The 21,202-nt window shown below is 42.4% G+C and carries 16 protein-coding genes; 5 read left to right on the top strand and 11 right to left on the bottom strand.

The window, feature by feature from the left end:
* Nucleotides 1–107: 107 nt before the first annotated feature.
* The 4 genes from V7K41_RS03835 (at nt 108) to V7K41_RS03820 (ending at nt 4,907) form a co-directional block, all read left to right on the top strand.
* Nucleotides 108–629: a hypothetical protein gene (locus V7K41_RS03835; protein WP_334845801.1), complete on the top strand. Its 522-nt coding sequence runs from the start codon at nt 108–110 to the stop codon at nt 627–629.
* 184 nt (nt 630–813) lie between these two features.
* Nucleotides 814–1,977 (top strand): hypothetical protein, encoded by a 1,164-nt coding sequence (locus V7K41_RS03830; RefSeq protein WP_334845800.1) that lies wholly within the window; start codon nt 814–816, stop codon nt 1,975–1,977.
* A gap of 447 nt (nt 1,978–2,424) precedes the next feature.
* Nucleotides 2,425–3,603: a TonB family protein gene (locus tag V7K41_RS03825; protein ID WP_334845799.1), complete on the top strand. Its 1,179-nt coding sequence runs from the start codon at nt 2,425–2,427 to the stop codon at nt 3,601–3,603.
* 338 nt (nt 3,604–3,941) lie between these two features.
* Nucleotides 3,942–4,907 carry an aldo/keto reductase gene (locus tag V7K41_RS03820; RefSeq protein WP_334845798.1) on the top strand — a complete coding sequence of 322 codons (966 nt, stop codon included), beginning with the start codon at nt 3,942–3,944 and terminating at the stop codon, nt 4,905–4,907.
* Between the two features lie 34 nt (nt 4,908–4,941).
* Here the strand turns inward: V7K41_RS03820 and V7K41_RS03815 are convergent, their stop codons facing one another.
* The 7 genes from V7K41_RS03815 to purC all read right to left on the bottom strand — a co-directional run bounded on the left by V7K41_RS03815 (nt 4,942) and on the right by purC (nt 14,032).
* A complete protein-coding gene (locus V7K41_RS03815; protein WP_334845797.1) occupies nt 4,942–6,207 on the bottom strand; it encodes a DNA cytosine methyltransferase in 1,266 nt (421 codons plus the stop codon).
* A 119-nt stretch (nt 6,208–6,326) separates the two neighbouring features.
* Nucleotides 6,327–7,496, bottom strand: a complete 1,170-nt coding sequence (gene lpxB, locus V7K41_RS03810) for a lipid-A-disaccharide synthase (RefSeq protein ID WP_334845796.1) — start codon at nt 7,494–7,496, stop codon at nt 6,327–6,329.
* Nucleotides 7,497–7,709: 213 nt separating this feature from the next.
* Nucleotides 7,710–8,528: an acyl-ACP--UDP-N-acetylglucosamine O-acyltransferase gene (gene lpxA, locus V7K41_RS03805; protein WP_194046773.1), complete on the bottom strand. Its 819-nt coding sequence runs from the start codon at nt 8,526–8,528 to the stop codon at nt 7,710–7,712.
* A gap of 312 nt (nt 8,529–8,840) precedes the next feature.
* The gene (gene fabZ / locus V7K41_RS03800; RefSeq protein WP_334845795.1) at nt 8,841–9,371 is read right to left on the bottom strand and encodes a 3-hydroxyacyl-ACP dehydratase FabZ; all 531 of its coding nucleotides are present in this window, start codon (nt 9,369–9,371) and stop codon (nt 8,841–8,843) included.
* Between the two features lie 74 nt (nt 9,372–9,445).
* Nucleotides 9,446–10,306, bottom strand: a complete 861-nt coding sequence (gene lpxC / locus V7K41_RS03795; protein ID WP_334845794.1) for a UDP-3-O-acyl-N-acetylglucosamine deacetylase — start codon at nt 10,304–10,306, stop codon at nt 9,446–9,448.
* Between the two features lie 203 nt (nt 10,307–10,509).
* Nucleotides 10,510–13,116 (bottom strand): BamA/TamA family outer membrane protein, encoded by a 2,607-nt coding sequence (locus tag V7K41_RS03790; RefSeq protein ID WP_334845793.1) that lies wholly within the window; start codon nt 13,114–13,116, stop codon nt 10,510–10,512.
* Nucleotides 13,117–13,291: 175 nt separating this feature from the next.
* Nucleotides 13,292–14,032: a phosphoribosylaminoimidazolesuccinocarboxamide synthase gene (gene purC, locus V7K41_RS03785; RefSeq protein WP_334845792.1), complete on the bottom strand. Its 741-nt coding sequence runs from the start codon at nt 14,030–14,032 to the stop codon at nt 13,292–13,294.
* A 633-nt stretch (nt 14,033–14,665) separates the two neighbouring features.
* Here purC and V7K41_RS03780 point away from each other — a divergent pair.
* The gene (locus tag V7K41_RS03780; protein WP_104906616.1) at nt 14,666–14,941 is read left to right on the top strand and encodes a DUF7219 family protein; all 276 of its coding nucleotides are present in this window, start codon (nt 14,666–14,668) and stop codon (nt 14,939–14,941) included.
* 61 nt (nt 14,942–15,002) lie between these two features.
* On the opposite strand, the gene V7K41_RS03775 is transcribed toward V7K41_RS03780, so the two are convergent.
* The 4 genes from V7K41_RS03775 to V7K41_RS03760 all read right to left on the bottom strand — a co-directional run bounded on the left by V7K41_RS03775 (nt 15,003) and on the right by V7K41_RS03760 (nt 21,126).
* Nucleotides 15,003–17,603: a GAF domain-containing protein gene (locus V7K41_RS03775; protein ID WP_334845791.1), complete on the bottom strand. Its 2,601-nt coding sequence runs from the start codon at nt 17,601–17,603 to the stop codon at nt 15,003–15,005.
* Nucleotides 17,604–17,915: 312 nt separating this feature from the next.
* Nucleotides 17,916–19,046 carry a glycosyltransferase family 4 protein gene (locus V7K41_RS03770; RefSeq protein WP_334845790.1) on the bottom strand — a complete coding sequence of 377 codons (1,131 nt, stop codon included), beginning with the start codon at nt 19,044–19,046 and terminating at the stop codon, nt 17,916–17,918.
* 233 nt (nt 19,047–19,279) lie between these two features.
* Entirely contained in the window at nt 19,280–20,434 is a 1,155-nt protein-coding gene (locus tag V7K41_RS03765) for an NAD-dependent epimerase/dehydratase family protein (RefSeq protein WP_334845965.1), read from the bottom strand.
* 173 nt (nt 20,435–20,607) lie between these two features.
* Nucleotides 20,608–21,126, bottom strand: a complete 519-nt coding sequence (locus tag V7K41_RS03760) for a hypothetical protein (protein ID WP_334845789.1) — start codon at nt 21,124–21,126, stop codon at nt 20,608–20,610.
* Nucleotides 21,127–21,202 lie beyond the last annotated feature (76 nt).

Here is a 21,202-nt window from a genome sequence, read left to right as displayed (position 1 = left end):
TTTAGCCCAAGTTAGCTGATATCTTGCATCATAATGTTACTTAAGGCTGTCAAGAGGGAATCCTGAGAATATAAGTTGATTTTTCTAGATTTTCTCTTTTACTGGTTATGACACAGCCAAATATTCTAAAACTTGCAAAACAAGGAGATACCCAGGCGATCGCATCTCTGATGAATCGCCACCTACACCCCAAAGCGATCGCTGCAAAGGTTACTTTCCAAGATGCTTGCTTGGAGGTAATGCTAGAATCTGCCGAAGTACCAAATCAGCAAATTTTAGTTGCATTTATCCGCAAAGGGTTAACGGCTTTAGGGGCTGCATCTATTGAAAGAGTGAAAGTTTATGGACAACAAACGGGTAAAGAGTTTCCAGTTTGGAGTCAAGAGTTTGATTTGAGCATAGCAGAAGCTAAAGTAGAAGCAGTAGATAATGAACAGGCTGCCAATAATCCTCAAATTCTAACTATTTGTATTAACTTAAGTGGTGATACAGCACAGGGATTAACAAATCAGGATTTTGAATTTATTGCCAATCAAATCAGTACTGATATTTTATCATCTTGTACTGGCGCTTTTATCCAAAAAGTCAATATTAGTAATGGTAGTTCTATGATTACAAAGGAACGTTAGTATTTAATTTACTTTATGTAATTATTTCGAGGAAATCTCAATTCTGTCTTTTTATAAGAGATACAACAAATCCAGCTAAATTTAAAATATATGGTTATAAAATTTCTAAAAATGTTGCTTTACAGGTGTACGTCTGGAATCATAAGATAGACAATAATTTATCATTTTTTTGCATTTATTGGTTATGACACAGCCGAATAATCAGAAAGTTATTAAGCAAAAACTACAAAAGTTTTACTACTGGCCATTATGGTTTCCTTATCCTAGTTCTTGGTTAAAAGCATTGATTTTGACTCTATTTTTGAGAGTTATTATATTTGTAGTCAAAAATACTGGAAAGTTTGGCTATGACATCGTATATTTTGTACACAGCCCGGAATTATTTTTTATATTTACAATATTGTTAATCTTATCTCCAATTCCGATAATTTCTTTGACTCATCACTGCTTACACTTGCTTATTAGTCGGTTTGCATCAGAAACTCAAGCACCCGAAATAGGTAGAACACAAGGATTGTTACCAGGAATAATGAGTTGGTGGGAAGGATTGTACGCCTGGCTTGTAATTGCAATTTCTACGCTGATAGCAGCCTTCTTTTCTACAATACTTATACCATTATTTTATCCTAGTTACGACAGACAAATTGAATCCTATACACAAATAGGAAATATCAACAATATAATATTAATATTTGAGCTATTCTATCTTTCATCTGGGGCACTAATTTATCAAATTGAATATTTGGTAAGACACAAAATAATATCTGCTTATTCTAGCAAAACAGAAAAAGATACCAAGAAACCAAATAGTGGTTCAATTATAGAGAAAGAACTCAATAACTTGCGTCAAGAAATGGGTTTGCACCAAATAAAATCAAATGTTTTATCAAATCATAAACAAACTACAATTATCGAGACTAGGCGGAAGTATCGTAATTTAAATAACAAGTGGCTGCTCGGTTTTCTGATATTGTCAATTTCTCTAGGAATATACTTTTCTTCAAGATTTGTAGAAATATTCCCCCTAACTTCTAAAAGTTCAACACAAATACCATCAAAGCCTGTATTAGTTACACCCTCACCAGTGACTTCAGAATCGCCGACTGTGTTAATTCAAACTGATACATTCCGAGAGGCAGTAAGTAAAGCAATTAATGCAGCTAACCTGACTCAATCAGCAAAATCTCCAGATGAGTGGAAAATAGTTGTGAGTCAATGGCAAGCTGCGATCGCACTTATGAAAATCGTGCCATCTTCTAGCCAAAATTATGTAGTAGCTCAACAAAAAATCAGTGAATATCAAAGAAATTTAAACTACGCTGAGAAAAATTCCCTTGGTAATAAATAAGTAATGCGATCGTACCTCAAAGCTAAACTAGAAAAAGCAGTGCGTAGCTTGCCGCCGTAGGCATCACTCGACTGTCCAGATCAAAATAAAACCCTATAAAGACCAAAACATTAACTGCCATTCTTCACGAAGAAGAATATTTGGATGTTGCTGAATGTCCTGAAATCGGCACAGTTGACCATTTCGGCTCGATCGAGTTGAAAAAAGATATCATCCAATATCTCGTTGTTTTGCTTGAATCAGATACGATATCCTCTAAGTTAGAAGACAGTAAATAGACTGTTGAGGCTGTTATCTATCACGCAAAAGCACAATAACATGGCTTTTTCTCATGAATTTCAGCGCTATCGGAGCGTGGGCCCCCTCGATATCCTCCCAGGTCTAGTTAGTTCCATCCTTCTACACTCTATTTTACTGATCGGGAGCAAATATTGGTTCACAGCTTTTATGCCTGAGCCTAAGCAAGAGATTCCAATTGAGGTAGTTGAAGTTTATCCCAATGAAACACACATACCCCAAAAAACCTCATTCCGGGCTACTAAAAATTCAATTGCAGGTGGTAAAGCTTTACCGAAAAAACCTGTTTCTGCGGTGAAGTCAGCTAATTCAGATGCACATAAAGCCTCTAGCAAGAGTCCTTTTGACTCAACAAGCTTATCTTCAGCAAAAGTATTCCAGCCAGAACCAAAGCAGCAGAAAGCGGAATCACCAAATCCATCTCTTCAACAACCCAAAGTTGAGCCAACTGCGATCGCAAGAACTATACCACCAGTACCCAAAGTTGAGCCAACTGCGATCGCAAGACCAACTATACCACCAGTACCCAAAGTTGAGCCAACTGCGATCGCAAGAACTATACCATTAGCAGCTAAACCACAACCAACTGCGATCGCAAGACCAACTATACCACCAGTACCCAAAGTTGAGCCAACTGCGATCGCAAGACCAACAATACCACTAGCAGCTAAACCACAACCAACTGCGATCGCAAGACCAACTATACCACTAGCAGCCAAACCTAAAAAAATAGCAGTAGCGCCTAATACTACACCACCGTCAGCCCTACCCCGAAAAACAGCGCTTGCACCTGCTATTACATCACCAGTACCCAATCCTAAGAACTTAAGCCAGTCGGCAAGACGCTTAAGTGGACGAACACCTATAGCTCAGTCATCTCCGAAAACAGGTGCAGCAAGCTTGCTGGGTGGTACTGTGAGTGTATCTAGTCGGAATTTTAGCGGTAATTATTTGGCAGCCTTACCTAATTCCAACCGAGATAACCAAGCTCCTTCTGGTATTGATGCCAGCAGTCAAGATATAGATATCACCTCTTATTTAAACCAACTAAAGCAACAAGTCAAGCAGCAGTGGCTACCAGAAGTGAGCCAGTCTTCCCGGCGAACAGTGCTTAACTTCACTATTAACCGTTCCGGGCAACTAAGCAATCTCCAACTTGCACAAACTTCTGGATTCAGCGTCACCGATCAAGCGGCGCTCAACGCTATACAGCGATCTGCACCCTTTGCACCTTTGCCCACAGGATATACCAGTAACCACATCCATATTCAATTTACATTTGATATCAATGTCTATGGGCACCTAGATTTATCGGGGGACGGTGGCTAACAACAGGTAAGCAATTAATTCAATTATGTATTATACCGACTTGACCTTAACGTTAAATAGCGACCTGAATCGAAATTTTTAGTTTCAAACAGGCTATTATTTGGGCATTAATTTGAGCAGATTTAAGCAAAGACAGAAGGAGAATAGCAATACTCTCCTAACTTAATATGAGTGAAAATTTACTTTCTTAATAATTAAAGTGGGCTTGACGTTCAGGTAATGAAAGAGCATGTCGTTCATGAGTAAGGCATCAATCGCTTTACCTGCCGTGCTTTCTCAGATTAATTTTCCCTAGCTAAGATATTAGAATAAAAGTAATTTTGCACCCAAAGCCAATCATGACAGAAGCAAAGACGCGGCGTAATTTCCTAATTACCAGCATTGCTGTGACAGGAGATATTGTGGCAACTAATACCTTACAGCAAAATACTATCAACACCGCAACACCGCCAGCAACTATACCAGAACGGTTACTCGGACGGACAGAAGTAAAACTCCCTATCTTCGGGTTAGGAGGAGCAGGACAAACGCCGCTATCCTGGGAAGGAAAAGAGGGTGATGCTGCGGCAATTATTCAAAGAGCGCTGGAACTTGGGATTCGCTACTTTGATACAGCACCTAGTTATGGCCCAAGTGAAGATTATTTAGGTAAAGTGCTACCACCCCATCGCTCAAAGCTGTTTCTAGCAAGCAAGACTGATAAAAGAGATCGGGATGGTGCATGGCGAGAATTGGAGCGATCGCTTAAACGTCTCAATACAGATTATCTCGATTTGTGGCAGTTGCATCACGTCTCTTTTTCGGAAGAACTCGACACTATCTTTAGTCCATCAGGTGCAATTAAAGCTTTAGAAGAAGCCATACAACAAAAATTGGTGCGCTTTGCTGGTATTACCGGACATCACGACCCTCAAGTAATTGCCGAAGGGTTGCGTCGCTATCCTTTCCACACTACACTGATTCCTGTGAATGCCGCCGACAAACACCACCCACGTCCATTTATTCCGGTAGTTTTACCAGTTGCTCAAGAAAAAAATGTCGGTGTGATTGCGATGAAAGTCCCGGCTTATGGTCGGCTGTTTAAATCAGGTGGGTTGAGTGGTATAGAGGAAGCTTTAGGTTACACACTGTCTCAGCCTGGAGTTCATTGTTGTGTGATTGCAGCAGAGACAGTTTCACAATTAGAGAATAATGTCAAGATAGCGCGGGCTTTTGTACCCTTGAAGGAGCAAGAATTGACAGCGATCGCACTGGCGGCTGCTAATATCTGGGAAGATAGTACATTCTTCCGTGCTTGGACTTAGCCCAACTTTGCACATATTACAGAGTGTATTCTTACTAATCACACTGATAATATTGTGCTGCTTGCGACATATTAAATTGTAATAGCTTCTCCTCTGCCAACTTGTATCCCAAACTCGGCTTAAAAGGCGAAATATTCAAACTGCGAATAATTTCTGACGCTACAGCCTTTGCTAGTAAAGGTGGTACAGAGTTACCAACTTGTCGAAATCCGTGCCATTTGGTTACATGAAATCTAAACCAATCTGGGTAAGAATGCAATCTTGCTGCTTCTCTGACGGTGATACAGCGCGGCGTAGATGGATGAATCGGTCTAGGAGATGTGAAAGAACCCCTATACTTATCTGTTCCGGCTCTTAAAGTATTACAGACACCACCAGGATGTAGCTTATAAAAACGACTAATTTTTTCTCTCTCGCCTTGTTGAGTCTCCTGAAAACGTTTAACAGTTTCCGCAGAATGTTTGGTTCTTAAACTTGAAGAAAGTATTCGCAAATCATATTCTCGTTTGTAAGAATAATCATCATGTAAGCATTTGATACCGCGAAGTACAAGAGCATAATTACAAGGGTTTTCGTAGTCTGCAACAACCCAATCTCTTGTTAGTAACTCTGGATATTTTTCTATTTCCGGTAAATCTCCAATTGCATCCCCTACTGTAGGACTCAATGGAATGTCAGATATTTTTTGAGAATTTAAATTATTTAGCAAAGCTTGTTTAGTAATCGGTTGAGGATATTTCGGTAACTCTATATCCTGCCTTGCGCCTATAAGAAATAATCTCTCGCGGGACTGTGGGACTCCGTAATTTGCAGCGTTGAGAATTTGGTAATTTTCTTCTACTTTATAGCCAGATATTTTAAATTCACTAATTAAGATTTTGAGGATTTGTTTATGTTCGCCAACTGTAATCCCCCGAACATTTTCCATCACAAAGAATTTCGGTTTTAACTCAAAAACCAGCCGATGAAAGTGAAACACTAAAGAGTTTCGGGGATCGTCAACAGCCCGTTTTCCAATTAGGGAAAATCCTTGACATGGTGAGCCACAAATTACCACATCAATTTCGCGATCGCCAATCTCAGACCGATTCCTAATTTCTTCCCCGGTTGTATCCACAACACTTTTACATAACACTGAGCAATAAGGGAAGTTAAACTCATGTGTTGCACAGTGGATCGGATCGATTTCCACAGACGCCAGCACATCAAAACCAGCTTGCTCAAAGCCAAGAGTCATACCGCCCGCACCAGCGAATAAGTCAACTGCGATCGCTCTTTGTTTTTTCATCTCATAAGCCATGACGCCTCTAAAGGGATTAGGGACTGGGGATTGAGTAGTGGGTATTAGGCATTAGAGATTGGGAATTGGGTATCGCGTATTAAATATACAAAATTTTCTCAGTCCCCAGTCCCCAGTTCCTAGTCCCCAGTCCCCGATAGCATTTGCAGAATTTCTTGAGCAGCGCGATCGCAAACCCCAATTTCTCCTAAACTTTGCCGCATTTCTTCATAATCTAGCAAAGTTTGCTCTCTGCGGCTGGGATTGAGTATCAGTTCCATCGCTGCTTGGATAATATTCTCTGGTGTGGCTTGCTCTTGTAAAAATTCTGGCACAATCGGCTTCATCACTACTAAATTAGGTGGCGATGCAAAGGTTATAGAACCTTTGAGGATTTTCCGAGCTATCCACGCAGTCAGACGACTGAGGCGGTAAATTACAACTTGCGGCACATTCAACAGGGCAAGTTCTAGATTGACAGTACCAGATTTGCTAATAGCAAAATCAGCTGCGGCAAAAACTTCCATTTGTTGACCTGATATAACTGTCGCCCGCAAACCGTAGCGCTCAATAGCCTTTTCAATTGGCTGTCTATAGACTTCCAGCGATAGGGGAATCCAGAAACGAACTTCAGGTAATTTAGCTTGAATAGTTTGGGCCGCTTGAAAAATAATTGGTAAAAGATATTTTAGTTCTTGGTGGCGAGAGGCGGGGAGGAGTGCGATCGCAATTTCTTCTGGTGCAATCCCTAATGTTGCACGAGCTGCTTCCCTACTAGGAGCATCTTGCATTCGGTCAACCAAAGGATGTCCTACCCAACTAACTTTTGCGCCTTTTTCGCGAAAGTAACAGGCTTCTTGTGGAAAGATTGCCAACAGCTTGTCTGTAAAGCCAACAATCCTATTAGTTCTACGCAAATTGACTGACCAAGCCCACTCTTGGGGAGCGATGTAATACACCACAGGCACATCTGGTAGATGCTGTTTCATATAAGTCCCAATTTCCAGATTGGGGGTCATATAATCGATCAGCACCACCAAGTCAGGTGGATTTTGTTTTAAGAAAGCGATCGCCCGTCGTTGCACCTGGAGAGTTGGTAAAATATAAGGCAGACCTTCTTGAATACCCATTGAGCCAATACTACTGGTATTTCCCAGCAAAATTGCCCCAGCCTCTACCATTTTTTCGCCACCCAGCGCCACAATCTCTAATTCCAACCCAATCGCCGCAGCTTGACGCTTCAGCGCTGAAATTAGTAGCGACCCTTGTAAATCGCCAGATACTTCGCCAGTGCTGATAAATATCCGCATTTGATAATTGGTAATTAGTAAAAATGAGGAGTTAGGAGTTAAAAATTCAATTCATCAACTCATAACTCATAAATTATGATGTCTGGAAAATTAACCACAATTCCTCATAATCCCGCCCCGCCAGTTGCGCTCTTGCTCCCCTCCTCGCTTGCGGGGAGGGGTTGGGGGTGGGGTGCTTGTAGGTAATTCGACAGACATGATATATCTTACATCTCACGATTCATCACTTGCGCCTTTTTTCCCTTTACTAGGAATCAAGCCACGTCTTCCAGGCATCTGAGAAAGTAGCAAGAAGCGTCGTAGATGCTGCAATTCTTCGCTATCTCCTAACAATTCCAACTGTTCCAAAGCATCCTTAAAAGACAAATCAGAACGGTAGAGAATGCGGAAGGCTTTTTTCAGCATTTGTAAATCTGCTGAGTCCATACCAGACCGTTTGAGTCCGACAAGATTGAGGGTTCGCACCCGCGCTGGATTTCCTTCCACTAGCATATATGGGGCCACATCCCGGTCAATACGTGCCATACCTCCCACCATTGCTTGTCTACCAATATGCACAAATTGATGGACACCTAAAACCCCACTTAGCCTAGCGCGTGATTCTATATGGACATGACCAGCTAACGCTACAGAGTTAGCAATCACTACTTGGTCTTCAATGACGCAGTTATGAGCCACATGGACATAGGCCATCAAAAGATTACCGTCACCAATTACCGTCGCTTCACCAGCACCGGTAGCGCGGTTAATGGTAACGTACTCACGAATCAAGTTGTTATCACCAATTTTGACCCAGGTTGGTTCTCCTACAAACTTCAGATCCTGGGGTTCCATGCCGATGGCTGCACCTGTAAAAATCTGATTTTGCGCCCCTATTTCACAAGGACCCTCTAGCACTGCATGAGCGCCGATTATTGTTTCAGGGCCCACTTTGACATGCGCTCCAATCACAGCATAGGCACCGACTTGCACTGTATGGTGGAGTTCCGATTTCGGATGAATTACAGCAGTTGGATGAATTAGCGTTTTCAAGGGTGAATCTCCAGAACTGTCTTAATAATCCAGCGCCAGGCGGGGTTTTTGAGGCAGCGCGTTACTCTGGTTAAGAGAGTTGTACCGACTACCGCCCCATTGAGGCGACTGGCGTTGTTGAGCGTGAAATATTTCAGTGAACGAAAGTGTCGGGCAAAGCAAGTTAAGTGTGTTTGTGAGTGCATCTCGTAGAGAGGGCGGCGAAAATCAAGAAATTATCAGATGCTATTGTGGATTTCTTTTAACTGTTATCCTGTTTCAGGATTCAGTAAGGGCATTTCACGGCTATACCCATACCACGAAAGCAAACTTTTAGCTAACTAAAGAAAACATTAATTCTCCTTCACAAGCAAGTTGACCATCAACTTCGGCACGACCTTGCATCTTACCGAAACGACGTTGTTTTACCCATAACAGTTCCACCGTCATGACTAGTTGATCCCCCGGCACGACCTGGCGACGAAAGCGGACTTTATCGATACCAGCGAAGACGAACAGCCCGCCTTCGACCGAAGACATTTGAGTTAGGACAATGCCTCCAACTTGTGCCATTGCTTCAACAATTAGCACCCCTGGCATCAGTGGACGTTCAGGGAAATGTCCTTGAAAATGGGGTTCGTTGATAGTGACATTTTTAACCCCAACAGCTTTTTTACCTGGTACGTAGTCAATTATTTTGTCTACAAGTAAAAATGGGTAGCGGTGGGGTAGCAATTTCTGAATTTCTTCAGATGTGAAAGTTGTTTTAATCTCAGAACTGATTGTAATCTGATTTATAGTCTGTGGTTCGGTAGATGTAGGTGTAGTTGTATCGATGGTATTCACTTCAGTAACGATTGACATTGACCGTGTAGTTGATTTTTTATCTAAAAGTTGAGTAGGCAAGCGAATATCCAAAGCCTTAATAATCCTAGATTTTAGGCTTTAGTTCTCATGCCATAATCTAAAATTCTTTGAGCCAGTTGAATGTGTAAATTATGACTGGCTTTATACGCTAAAAAATGAGCGCGAGGAAAAGCTCCTAGTAAACTCAAATCTCCTACTAAATCCAAGATTTTATGACGGACTGGCTCATTTGCAAATCTCAACGGTGGATTTAGCCAGCCTTCTGGACCACAAACGAGTGCATTCTCCAAACTGCCACCTTTAATTAACCCTGTTTTTTGTAAGTGTTCAATTTGATGCAGTAACCCAAAAGTACGAGCAGGAGCAATTTCTGCAGCAAAGCTAGCAGAAGTTTTTCCTAGTTCAGCAGTTAGTGACCAACTATACCATTGATTGCCAATGGCAGGCAGGTCAAAATCAATACCGTAACTAAAGCGGGTTTCTGCTCCTGGAAGGGCACATACAAAGGCATCACCTTGATAGACCCATAAGGGTTCTGTAATAGCCAAGGGAACTTGGTTGTTAACGAGTTGTGAGACTAAGCCAACTTGGGCAATATTAGCTGTCCACACACTTGCCGAACCATCTAAAAGTGGGACTTCTGGACCATCAATTTCAATTCGGGCATTATCCACGCCCATACTCGAAAGTGCTGCTAACAAATGCTCTACCGTGCGAACACATACCTCACCCTTACCCAACTGAGTTGAGAGAACAGTGTGACTAACTGCTGCAACTTGGGCTGGAATTATCGGCAAATCCGGTAAATCCACCCGCACAAAGTAGCGTCCACTTCCCGCTTCGGCTGGTAATATCCGCACCTGGGTATTCACACCGCTATGCAGTCCCACCCCTATTTGGGTGATTTGGGCTGCTAGAGTGTGCTGTCGCATAGCCGAAAAGTTAATATATTTCCTTTAGTATTGTTCATCATCTGTTTTGGTAAAATCCCTGATATTCCCCGAAAAATCTCATTAATCCCTTTATCGGAACAGTATTGAGGTAAATGTAAAAATTAGCAAGCTCATTAGGAAAGAGAATTGTCATTAGTCCTTTGTGATTCACTAATGACCAATGACTAATGACTAATGACAAATTAAAATCTTTCGCCAATACCGAAATTAATCCGGCTATCACCATCATCGTTGATACCGTAATCAATCCGAATTGGCCCCAGTGGAGACTGGACGCGAACGCCAAGACCATAACCATAGCCACTGCCATTTTTGTTCAACACTTCAGCAGCCCTAGTACTAGTTCCCAGGTCACTGCCGAGATCAAAAAATAGTGCGCCACTAACTACTGAAAAAACTGGAAACCGATACTCAACTGATGCTTGCACATAAGAGCGTCCACTACCTAATGCTCCTTCTTCATAACCCCGGACGGAGTTGCTACCCCCAAGGGTAAAAGCTTCGTAGGGAGGCAAGTCACCGAGAATGGTTCCTGCTTGCAGGTTAAATGCTAAGGTTTGTGCCCCTTTGCTAAGGCTAATTAACTTTATCGGTAAATATTGGCTGTAGCTACCCCGGAATCTAGTGAGTAAAATGTTGCCTAGCCCCACAGGGACTGACTGATCGACTCCAAAGCGGAGATAAGAACCACTAGTGGGTTGCAGCGCGTTATTACGGAGATCGCGCTGTGCCCCCACTTGCAACAGTAGTAAATCGTCTTGACCGCCGCTAGAGAGGGTCAATGGAATTTCATCACTGATGCGATTTCCAGTATCATCATCAAATACCGCTCCTGTTTTTCTAAGATTGCCATCAGCATCACGGGCGGAAACTCGTTGATACTGTAAACCCGCTGAGGCAGTCCAGACAGAAGTTTTGTAGGGATTGGCAGAGAGGGGACGGGTAAAGGTGACACCGCCACCTAGACGGAGAATGCGGGGGCGATCCTGAGAATCTACATCGGTGGGATTACCTGGATCAAAGGTCCTAATGTCTTCATCTTGACCATCAAAAATCAACGAAATAGAACTGCGGCGGAAAATATTGGTTGTGTAGGAAGTCCGGTAAGGATCTCCTGCGATCCAGGGGTCGGTATACCGCACGTCAAACAGCAGTTCCCGTTCTCCCACCTGTATTTCTGTCCCCAATTTTTGGTTCCTACCGTTCAGGTTTTGCTGTTGATAACTTACTGTTCCAAAAAGTCCGCTAGCAGAACTAATCCCTGCCCCAGCCGCAATCGAACCGCTGCTACGTTCAGCTACATTCACTACTACATCCACTTTGCTGGGGTCAGTACCAGGGTCAAGGGACACATTCACATCTTCAAACAGTCCTAGCCCATACACGCGCTGTAGGTCTTTTTGCACTGTGTTGCGATTGAATACTTGTCCTGGCTTCAACTCCACTTCTCGTGTAATGATGTAATCTTGTGTCCGTCCGCGAATTGGTTGTCCCTTCTCGTCTGTTTCTTGACCATCTTTGTTGCGGAACCGGACTCTAATGTTTTCTACTACCCCTTCTGCTATTTGTAAGGTAACAACTCCGTTTTCAGAGACTTGGGGCGCTCCAATCACGTTGGCTAGTACGTAACCTTGGTCTTGATACCGCTTGTTTAACTGCTTGATGCCTTCTTGTAAGTCACGCAAGTTGAGGATTTTGCCATATTGCTCCCGAAATACTTCATCCACAGTGTTAGCTGGTAGTACAGAAGCGACACCAGTTCCAGGATTGGCTTGCACTTCTACTTTATTGAGGACGGGGTTAGGCTGCACAACAAAGCTCACCCGCACTCCCAAGGGGGTATCTTCTGGCGCTGCTTGGACGTTGGAGAAGAAGCCAGTACCAAAGATGGCGTTAATATCTTCTTGCAGTTGGCTGCGAGTTGTTGTTTGTCCAGGTTGGGTACGAATTACTCTGTAAACTTGGCTTTCCAATTCTGGTGATAGTTGCCCAGCCTGGGATCTAACTACTACTTCTGATACCAGTACGCGGGGATCGTTGGCTTCTGGGGCTGTGTTGGGTTGAGTATTGCTCGGAGTTGTCGGTGGATTTACATTTTGCGGACTGGGAGTAGTGCCTGGGAATGGAGTATTGCCCGGAGTTGTCGCTGGATTAACATTCTGCGGACTGGGAGTAGCGCCTGGGAATGGAGTATTGCCCGGAGTTGTCGCTGGATTAACATTCTGCGGACTGGGAGTAGCGCCTGGGAATAACGCAGGTGTTCTTTGTTGACTAGCTGGGGGGGGAATATCTGGAGTCGCTGATGGTTCTGGAGTTGTGGGTAATAAAGGTTCCGTTGTCGGTGGATTTACATTTTCTGGGACTGGAGTGGTCTCAGGAGTTGGAGAAGGCGTTGGTTGTTGAATTTCTGGCGGTGGAATGTCTGGAGCCGGAGACGGCTGTTGAGTAGGGCTAGGATTGATTTCAGGGGTTTGTGCAGTTGTTGGCGTTGTGGAGGTTGGCACAATTACCTTTGGGGTCGCGCTTGCTGCTGGGTTGGCAGGGTAAATTGCGACGACGCGGGATTCTAGACGCTCTGCCTTTATAGTTGCTGTAGATTTAGGTTGAGATTCTAGACTTTTACTAGAGTTAACCTGACCAGTGTCCTTTTCTGAGTGCTGATTTTTTTCTAGTGTCAAAACTTCTGTTGACTGTTTGGAATTGTTGGCAATTTCTGCATTCGCACTCAATGAGCCACCCAAAGGGGCTGCAATTGCTACTGCTGCCAGCAATACGGGAGATAAACGCATTTTACTTATATTCCTCTTCACGACCACACACACACCATCACAAGGCAATAATGCCCTTATGCCCAAGGTAAAACTCAAAACATAATTTTTTTCTTTTGCTTTTTTACTTTACAAGGCAAAAGGCAAAAGGCAAAAGCTAAATATAATTCCTTCTCACCTTTTGGTTTTTACCTGGTTAACTTATAGTAGTTTCTACTGCTTTTAGCACTCTTTGTAAAACCTCCTGGTAGGCATCCTCTACATTTCCTAAGTCTCGGCGAAAGCGATCTTTGTCCATTACTCGCCGATTTGAGTCCTTTTCTGCGGTATCCCACAAACGGCAGGTGTCGGGGCTAATTTCATCTGCCAAGAGCAACTGCTGTTGTGAGTCCAAACCAAACTCTAGTTTGAAGTCTACTAGGGTAATGCCACACCGCTGCCAAAAGTTATTGAGAAATTCATTGATTTGCAATGCTAGATGTGTAATTGCGTCTACTTGTTCCGCAGTCGCTAGTTCTAGCAGGTACAGGCGATCGCGTGTCAACAAAGGATCTCCTAATTGATCGTTTTTGTAATAAAATTCAACCAAAGGCTGTTTCAGAATTGTACCCACTGGTAATCCTGTTTGCTGACACAGACTGCCAGCAGCAATATTTCTGATCACTACTTCTAAGGGTAAAATCTTTACAGCCCTCACCCGCATTTGATTCGGGGCAGGGCTGTCAATAAAGTGAGTCTTTATACCATAAGCCTCCAACTGTTTAAAAAGCTGACTGGAAATGCTACAATTAATTTTTCCTTTACCTTCGATGTTGCCACGCTTTTGGGCGTTAAACGCCGTGGCATCGTCCTTAAAATCAGCCAACAAGACTTCTGGATCGTCCGTTGTATAAAGAATTTTTGCTTTGCCTTCGTATAACTTAGAATTAACAGACATAGTGGCAGGTAAAGTTTTAGGCGATGGACAAAAGTTGTCCTTTGAGGCTTCACCATTTTATCTTTAGTTATTAACTATTAGCCATTGGCGACTATTTAAGATGAAGCAGGGGCAGGATAAAATAATTAATAACCAATTCCCAGCCCAATTTCCTCTTCTCGATCGCTGCTTAATAACCAGTTACCAAAAATTTAAAACTAAATCTCTAACTTTTAACAGAGGACAATTAGTTTTTATATATAATATGTTTACCTAAGTAGTTTTACTATCAGGAATTTAATTATTTTTAAAGGAAAAGTTACAAAGATATACTGCTATATTTTAATAATTTGTACTTCAAGCTTTGGACTGAAGCTAATTACAATTTGAACTTCATAAATTAAGATGAGATAAATTAATAACTGGGAGTAAAATCAAATAGTCTCTCTAGTTAGTGTAGGGGAAAGTTTTTTTGTAATATTTACAACATGAGTATTTCAAGCTTTATCCTCTAATCGCAAAATCTGAATCAACCAATTCCTGCATCACCAATTGCAAAAGGAGTTGGATGATTTGATTTCCTCTAATCTGACGAAAAAAAGATTAGGTTAGATAGTGAGCTTCAGAAATCTAAACATAAGGTGAATTGAATAAATGGAGAAAAAAATAGTGAACAAAGATGATTTTCTCTTCCCTCGCGGTCGCTACTACGGTCAGGTGAAGCCAGAAAACTTAGTTTTTAATGCAAATCTCCAGGAATTTGCCCAACGGGTAAGTTACATTTGCAACTTAGAAACAGGTGGAAAAGTGCCTCCAGGTGCAGCTTACGAACAAATAAAGGATTTGTGGAAACAGTTGAAACGCTCAAAAAAAGAGCTAGGAATTGGCGAAGATCCGTTTCAAGATGACCAGGGAGAGACTCAAGGTTGAATGGGGAATGGGGCATTGGGCATGGGGAATTGACCAATGACAAATGACAAATGACCAATGACTACTTAGTAAGCATTGTCCAGACACCATCCCAGGACTCTGGAGGCGGCGTTTGTTGATAATTACGCGCACGCTCTAGGTGGATATCAACAGCTTGGTCTTGGGGTTGGATAGATTTGGCGGACTCGAAACAAGTGATCGCTTGTGAGAAGTTGCGCGATAAATAAGCAGTGCGTCCAGTATGATAGTGAAACAAAAACTCTTGGGTTTTAGCATCTAGGGGAGTAGTGCGATCGCCAATTAACTCGTAGATATTAACTGCCTGATGTTTCCCTTTGACGCGAATTTTATCTAACTGGCGCACCCAAATGCGATCGCTGCACAATTGGTAAGTAAATTCACTTAAAAGAATATCACAACCGTAATCCTTAGTTACCGCTTCTAAGCGCGAACTTAAATTTACACCATCTCCAATGACGGTGTAATCCATCCGTTTACGAGAACCAATATTACCCGAAACCACATCTCCAGAACTAATCCCAATGCCAATACGAATTTGTGGCTGTGCCTGGATAACTCGTCGCTGGTTAAATTCCTCTAAGCGACGTCTCATATCTAACGCTGACTGCACAGCTCTCCAAGCATGATTTTCTATCAATGGTAGCGGCGCACCAAATACCGCCATTAAGGCATCACCAATAAATTTATCGAGAGTACCTTCGTGGTTAAAAACCGCCTCCACCATCGTTTCAAAATACTGATTGAGCAGCAATACCACCTCAGCTGCGCCGAGATTTTCTGTAAGTGTTGTGTAGCCTCGGATATCAGAAAACAAAATAGTTACTTCCTTCCGTTCGCCTACCATTAAAGCATCTTCCCCCAGTGCCATAACTTGTTCAGCTACATGGGGCGTCAAGTAACGCGACATGGTAGTTTTCATCCGTTTTTCTTGAGTAATGTCTTCTAAGACCACTAAACCACCGCGTACACCGCCTTCTGGGTTAGTTAGGGGATTAACAGTAAGATTAATATTGCGCTCTAATGTTTGTACTTGATCAGAAGTGAGAAACTCAGATTGGGGAGTCAGAGGTTGATTCCAGGGAATAAAAGTATCGGGGTTAGTGCGATCGCGCACTGCTAAAATTGAGTGCTGATTCCTAAGTCCTGTTAACGGTAGCGGAGTATTTAGCCCGTCCTGATTTTCACTTAGCATTTGGTAAAGTCCCAGTATCAAACTTTGCTCTGGCACATAATGTTTAGCTCCAGTTTTTAGACTATCTTCTAGTCGCATTTGGAGATTTTCAATTGGCACAACTTCCCAAACTAGGCGACCAATCAAATTTTGTTCCCACAAAAGCTTGTTGTTTTTACTATTAGCATCTCCGATTGGACAACCCAGCAACTCTAGAGCTGCATCATTAATCGTGACAATCTGTCCTGCCATATCTGTAGAAATCACGGCATCTGACAGACTTTGTAAAATATCTTTTTGATACTGTTTTTCTAACAGTACATTTTCAAACAGCCGAGCATTTTCTAAAGCAATTCCTGCCTGATTATTAAAAGCCCGCATAAACTCTTCATCAGAAGCAGTAAAGCTGCTTTGTTGCTTATTAATTAATTGTGTAACACCAATCAATTCATTTGCAGAATTAAATACTGGTAAACACAGGATATTGCGAGTTATATAACCAGTTTTTTTATCTGTAGTCGGGTCAAAACGGGGGTCTTTATAAGCATCGGAAATATTTAAGGCTTCACCAGTGGAAGCTACATATCCAGCAATGCCACGGTTAGCGGGAATGCGAATTTCTATCAAGTTTGTGCCATCTGCTGCCACTGCAACTTTCGTCCAGAGTTCGTTTAGCTCTTTACGATATAAAAATAGTGTGCTGCGGTCTGCTTGCATTAAAATTCGAGCTTGTTCCATGACTATCTGCAAAGTTGCTTCTAAATCTAAACTTTGCCCCAGTGTCTGAGTTGCCCGCAACAAAGCCGTTGCGCCTCTTTGATTACGAGCCGCTATATAAAAAGATTGGCAGCTTTCCAGGATAATACCAATTGAAGCAGCAAAGTCTCGAAAACGTTCTTCATCATCATGATTAAACGGAACATTCCCGGTTTTATTAGCTAGTTGCACTACCGCTACAGTCTGGTTTTTGCTACTGATAACAGGCATACATAAAATATTATGGATTTTGTAGCCCATTTGTTTTTCAAGTTCTAGGCTAAATAGGGGATGAGTATAAGTTTCAGATATATTTAGATATTGACCTGTACTAGCAACATGACCGGGGATACCCACTGTAATGGGAGTACGAATTTCTAAGAATTTTTGAGTATTATCTTGAGGAACTTTTGACCACAGTTGACCTTTGTCATAATCAACTAAAAAAATGGCTGTATGTTCTGCTTGGAGAATTTGACCAATTTTGAGTGTGATAGCTTCTAATACTTTCTCCAACATAGTTTCTAGAGCTTCATTATTGATCAGTTCAATAGCTCTAAGAAATTGCTGGAACTCAGCAGTTATAAAGTCGAGTAAGCAAACAAATTCATTAACAGATAGGTCTTTAACACGTCGCAGTAAGGCGTGAGTACGATTAACTTGATTCAGTTCAGTTAATGTAGCCAAGACGCTGCCAGGGTTGGGAAGTGTCACGTTGCTTTGCTCCGAATTCAAAATTCAAAATTCAAAATTCAATAATTTTTAATCTCCATACAGAAATTTAGGGGCAAGTCAACGGATGCCGTATTTCTCTTTACGAAACGCCAAAGACAAACGTGCAGTGCATCACTACATAACATACATTTTTTTTCTTCTCCATAAATAAATTTACTTGCTCTGTATCATGAGTCTGTTTCGGTCACGAGAATTTTAAATTTTATATTTTGGGTATGGGGCATGGGTCAATAATAGTTCTTCTTCCCCTGCTCCCCCTGCCCCCCTGCTCCTCCTCATCTCCCCACTCCCTTATTTTGCCAACAGTTCAGAAAATATCACCTTTTGATAGTAATCTTGTAGCTGCTTGGTGGCAGCTGCCCAACCCCAACTTTCTGCTTCCTGACGAGCATTTTGGCGGATGATATCTCGTTGTTGTTTTTGTTCCAACAGGCGAACAGTGGCAGCTAATGCCCCTTGAACATCTGCTGTTGGCTCAAAAAGATATCCATTTACCCCATCTGTCACAATATCAGGAATCCCCCCAGAACGGGCTGCTACCACGGGACAGCCAGCAGCCATCGCTTCTAGTAGTACTAAGCCTAGTGTTTCTGTACGGGAAGGAAAGATGAAGGCATCAGCACTCGCAAAAGCAGAACCTAACTCTTGCCCCATAAGATAGCCAACAAAATAAGTGTTTGTGCCAGCAAAGTGTTTTTGCAATGCTTGACGGTGCGGCCCATCTCCAACCAATGCCAACCGCGCTTGGGGAATTGCTTCTAAGATTGGTTTGATACGCTCAATTTCTTTTTCAGCCGAAAGTCGCCCAACGTAAAGTAGCAATGGACTTTCTGGATGATTTTGTGATAAGCGCGATCGCATTTCTACACTAGCTAAATTGGGGTGAAATAATTCCGTATCCACCCCGCGCTGCCACAAATCTACACGTTCAATACCATGTGCTGTCAATTCCTCCACCATTGCTGTAGAGGTACACAGATTTAAAGCTGCTTGATTATGAGCACCTTTGAGCAGTTCCCAAAGAAAACTTTCCAACATGCCCAAACCGTAATGTTGGAGATATTGGGGTAAATGGGTATGGTAAGACGCGACCAAGGGAATTTTGAGGATTTTGCTATAAAATATGCCAGACAAACCCAAAACGGCTGGATTCACGACATGAATAATATCAGGCTTAAACTCTTCTAAAGCGTAACCAATGGCTGGGCGGGGTAATGCCATTTTCAATTCTGGATACAATGGTAGAGGAAAGCCAGTAACGCCGTAAACTTTAGCGCCTTTGTGTTCAGTGATGCCTCCATCAGGGGCAATGACTAACACTTGATTACCACTGCGCTGGAGATGATCGACAGTATGGCGCAGGCGCGTTACAATGCCGTCAACCTTGGGTAAAAAGGTTTCGGTAAATAGGGCAATTCTCATAAAAAACTATTCAGTCCAGGCAGATAATCTCAGCTTTGCTTGCATTTCGGTATCAAACACAGAGTAAACTCTCTCTCGTGGTGTAATCAACTCTTCACAGTCGAAATAACTGTAGTAAACGGCAAATTTAGTAGTAGCTGGACGATACGCCTGATAAATAATAACTAGTTAGTCGTCATATTGTGCTAGAATACGACGACCAATTTTAGACCTACGATTTACTGGGGTTTACACTAATTTCTGTGCCAAGAGACTTTAGGCAGAATTTGTTTGCAATCGACTCGCGTCTGATACTTGATAGCAAAGTTTAACAGAGAATCGAGGAGAGAATCAGAGAGCAGGTGAGGCTGTAAACCTAAATCAAGCAATTTTGTATTTTTAGCGTTGAAGTAATGTTCTTCTTTTTCAACTCTGGGATTATCTAGGTGATTGATTTCTACGTTCAATCCCATAGCGTTACCAGCTTTTTTTACCATCAATGCCAAGTCGCCGACGCTAAATTGTTCGGTAAATTGGTTAAATACGCGGAATTCACCTGATTGGGCAGGGTTAGCGATCGCTAATTCTACACATCTTACTGTATCCCGAATATCCAAAAATCCGCGAGTTTGCCCACCTTTACCATAAACGGTTAACGGGTGTCCGATCGCTGCTTGAATACAAAAGCGGTTCAGTGCTGTACCAAACACACCATCGTAATCCAGCCGATTAATCAATAATTCGTCTATCCCCGTCTCTTCGGTTAAGACGCCATAAACTACACCCTGATTTAAATCCGTTGCCCGCAATCCCCAAATCCGGCAAGCAAAGTGGATGTTATGACTATCATGGACTTTGCTTAAATGGTACATTGAACCGGGTTGCTTGGGATAAGGTAGGGTATCCTTGCGTCCATTGTGTTCAATGGTGATATACCCTTCTTCTATATCAATGTTGGGTGTACCGTATTCCCCCATCGTCCCCAGCTTCACCAAATGACAGTCCGGGAAATCTTCCCGCATGGCGTACAGTAAGTTCAACGTACCAACTACATTATTGACTTGGGTGAGAACTGCGTGTTCGCGGTCAATCATGGAAAATGGGGCCGAACGCTGTTCGCCAAAATGCACTAGGGCATTTGGCTGAAATTGATGTAATGTTTTCTGGAGAAATTCGTAATTCGTAATATCGCCGATGAACAAGTCGATAGATTTACCCGTCAAATCTTGCCAGCGCTGGAGACGTTGTTGAATTAGTGCGATCGGAGTGAGAGTTTCGACACCAAGTTCATTATCCCAGTGCCGCCGCACCAAACTATCTAAAATTCCAACTTCATAACCTCGATTGGAAAGGTAAAGAGCAGTTGCCCAACCGCAATATCCATCACCACCAATAACCAGGACTTTCATCTTCACCAGTTTTTACTCGCTGATAGCTAAATCTATCAGGTTTCTGTACCCTCTTAATCATTATTCTGGAGGAGATGTGGATTTTGGGGGAGTGGGAAGTGGGGAGATGAGGGGGACAAGGGAAATAATCATGCCCAATGCCCAATGCCCCATGCCCAATGCCCAATACCCCATTAAAACTTTGAAATTCGATACTGCTGGGCAATGTAATAAAACAAACGATAGTAATTTTGAAATTCTTGGCTCTTACTTCGTCCCTGTAAATAGTATTTCACTTGACTTTGGGTTAGTGTCAGTGTCATCGAACCTGCTTGTCGATCAACTTCTACAATCAGTACCCCAGATACTCCTTGGGTAGTCTGAAAGTTGGATTTTATCTTTTTCAGGGACTCTCGATCGTTTGGTAGCTGATGACTTGCCCACCCCCGAATTTCCACTGAGTTATTTTGTGGTGAAATAAACGCAATTCCATCACCATTTTCTGAGGCTGCTAAAGAAGTCCAGTTACTTGGATATGGAAATTCAAAGCCATAACGGGAGTTGCTATAAGTTTTCCAGGCGATCGCTCCGGCGTTAAAATTATTTGTAGTACAACCCCACAGGATTATGAACAGCGCAATGACTCCGCTAACGCTGGCGGCAAACCGATAAATTCTTCGCCCCAAACTACAAATTTTATTAGCAGTACCCATTTACATTACACATTTTGCCAAAGTCACTGATTTTATAGAAATACCAGAAACTCAGATCAATACCTTGCACTGAAAG

Origin of the sequence: Nostoc sp. (assembly GCF_036917415.1) — a bacterium.
In the GTDB taxonomy this organism is placed as follows: domain Bacteria; phylum Cyanobacteriota; class Cyanobacteriia; order Cyanobacteriales; family Nostocaceae; genus Nostoc.
Note: the sequence above shows the minus strand (reverse complement) of the source record. Positions and strands in the feature narration are given on the sequence as shown.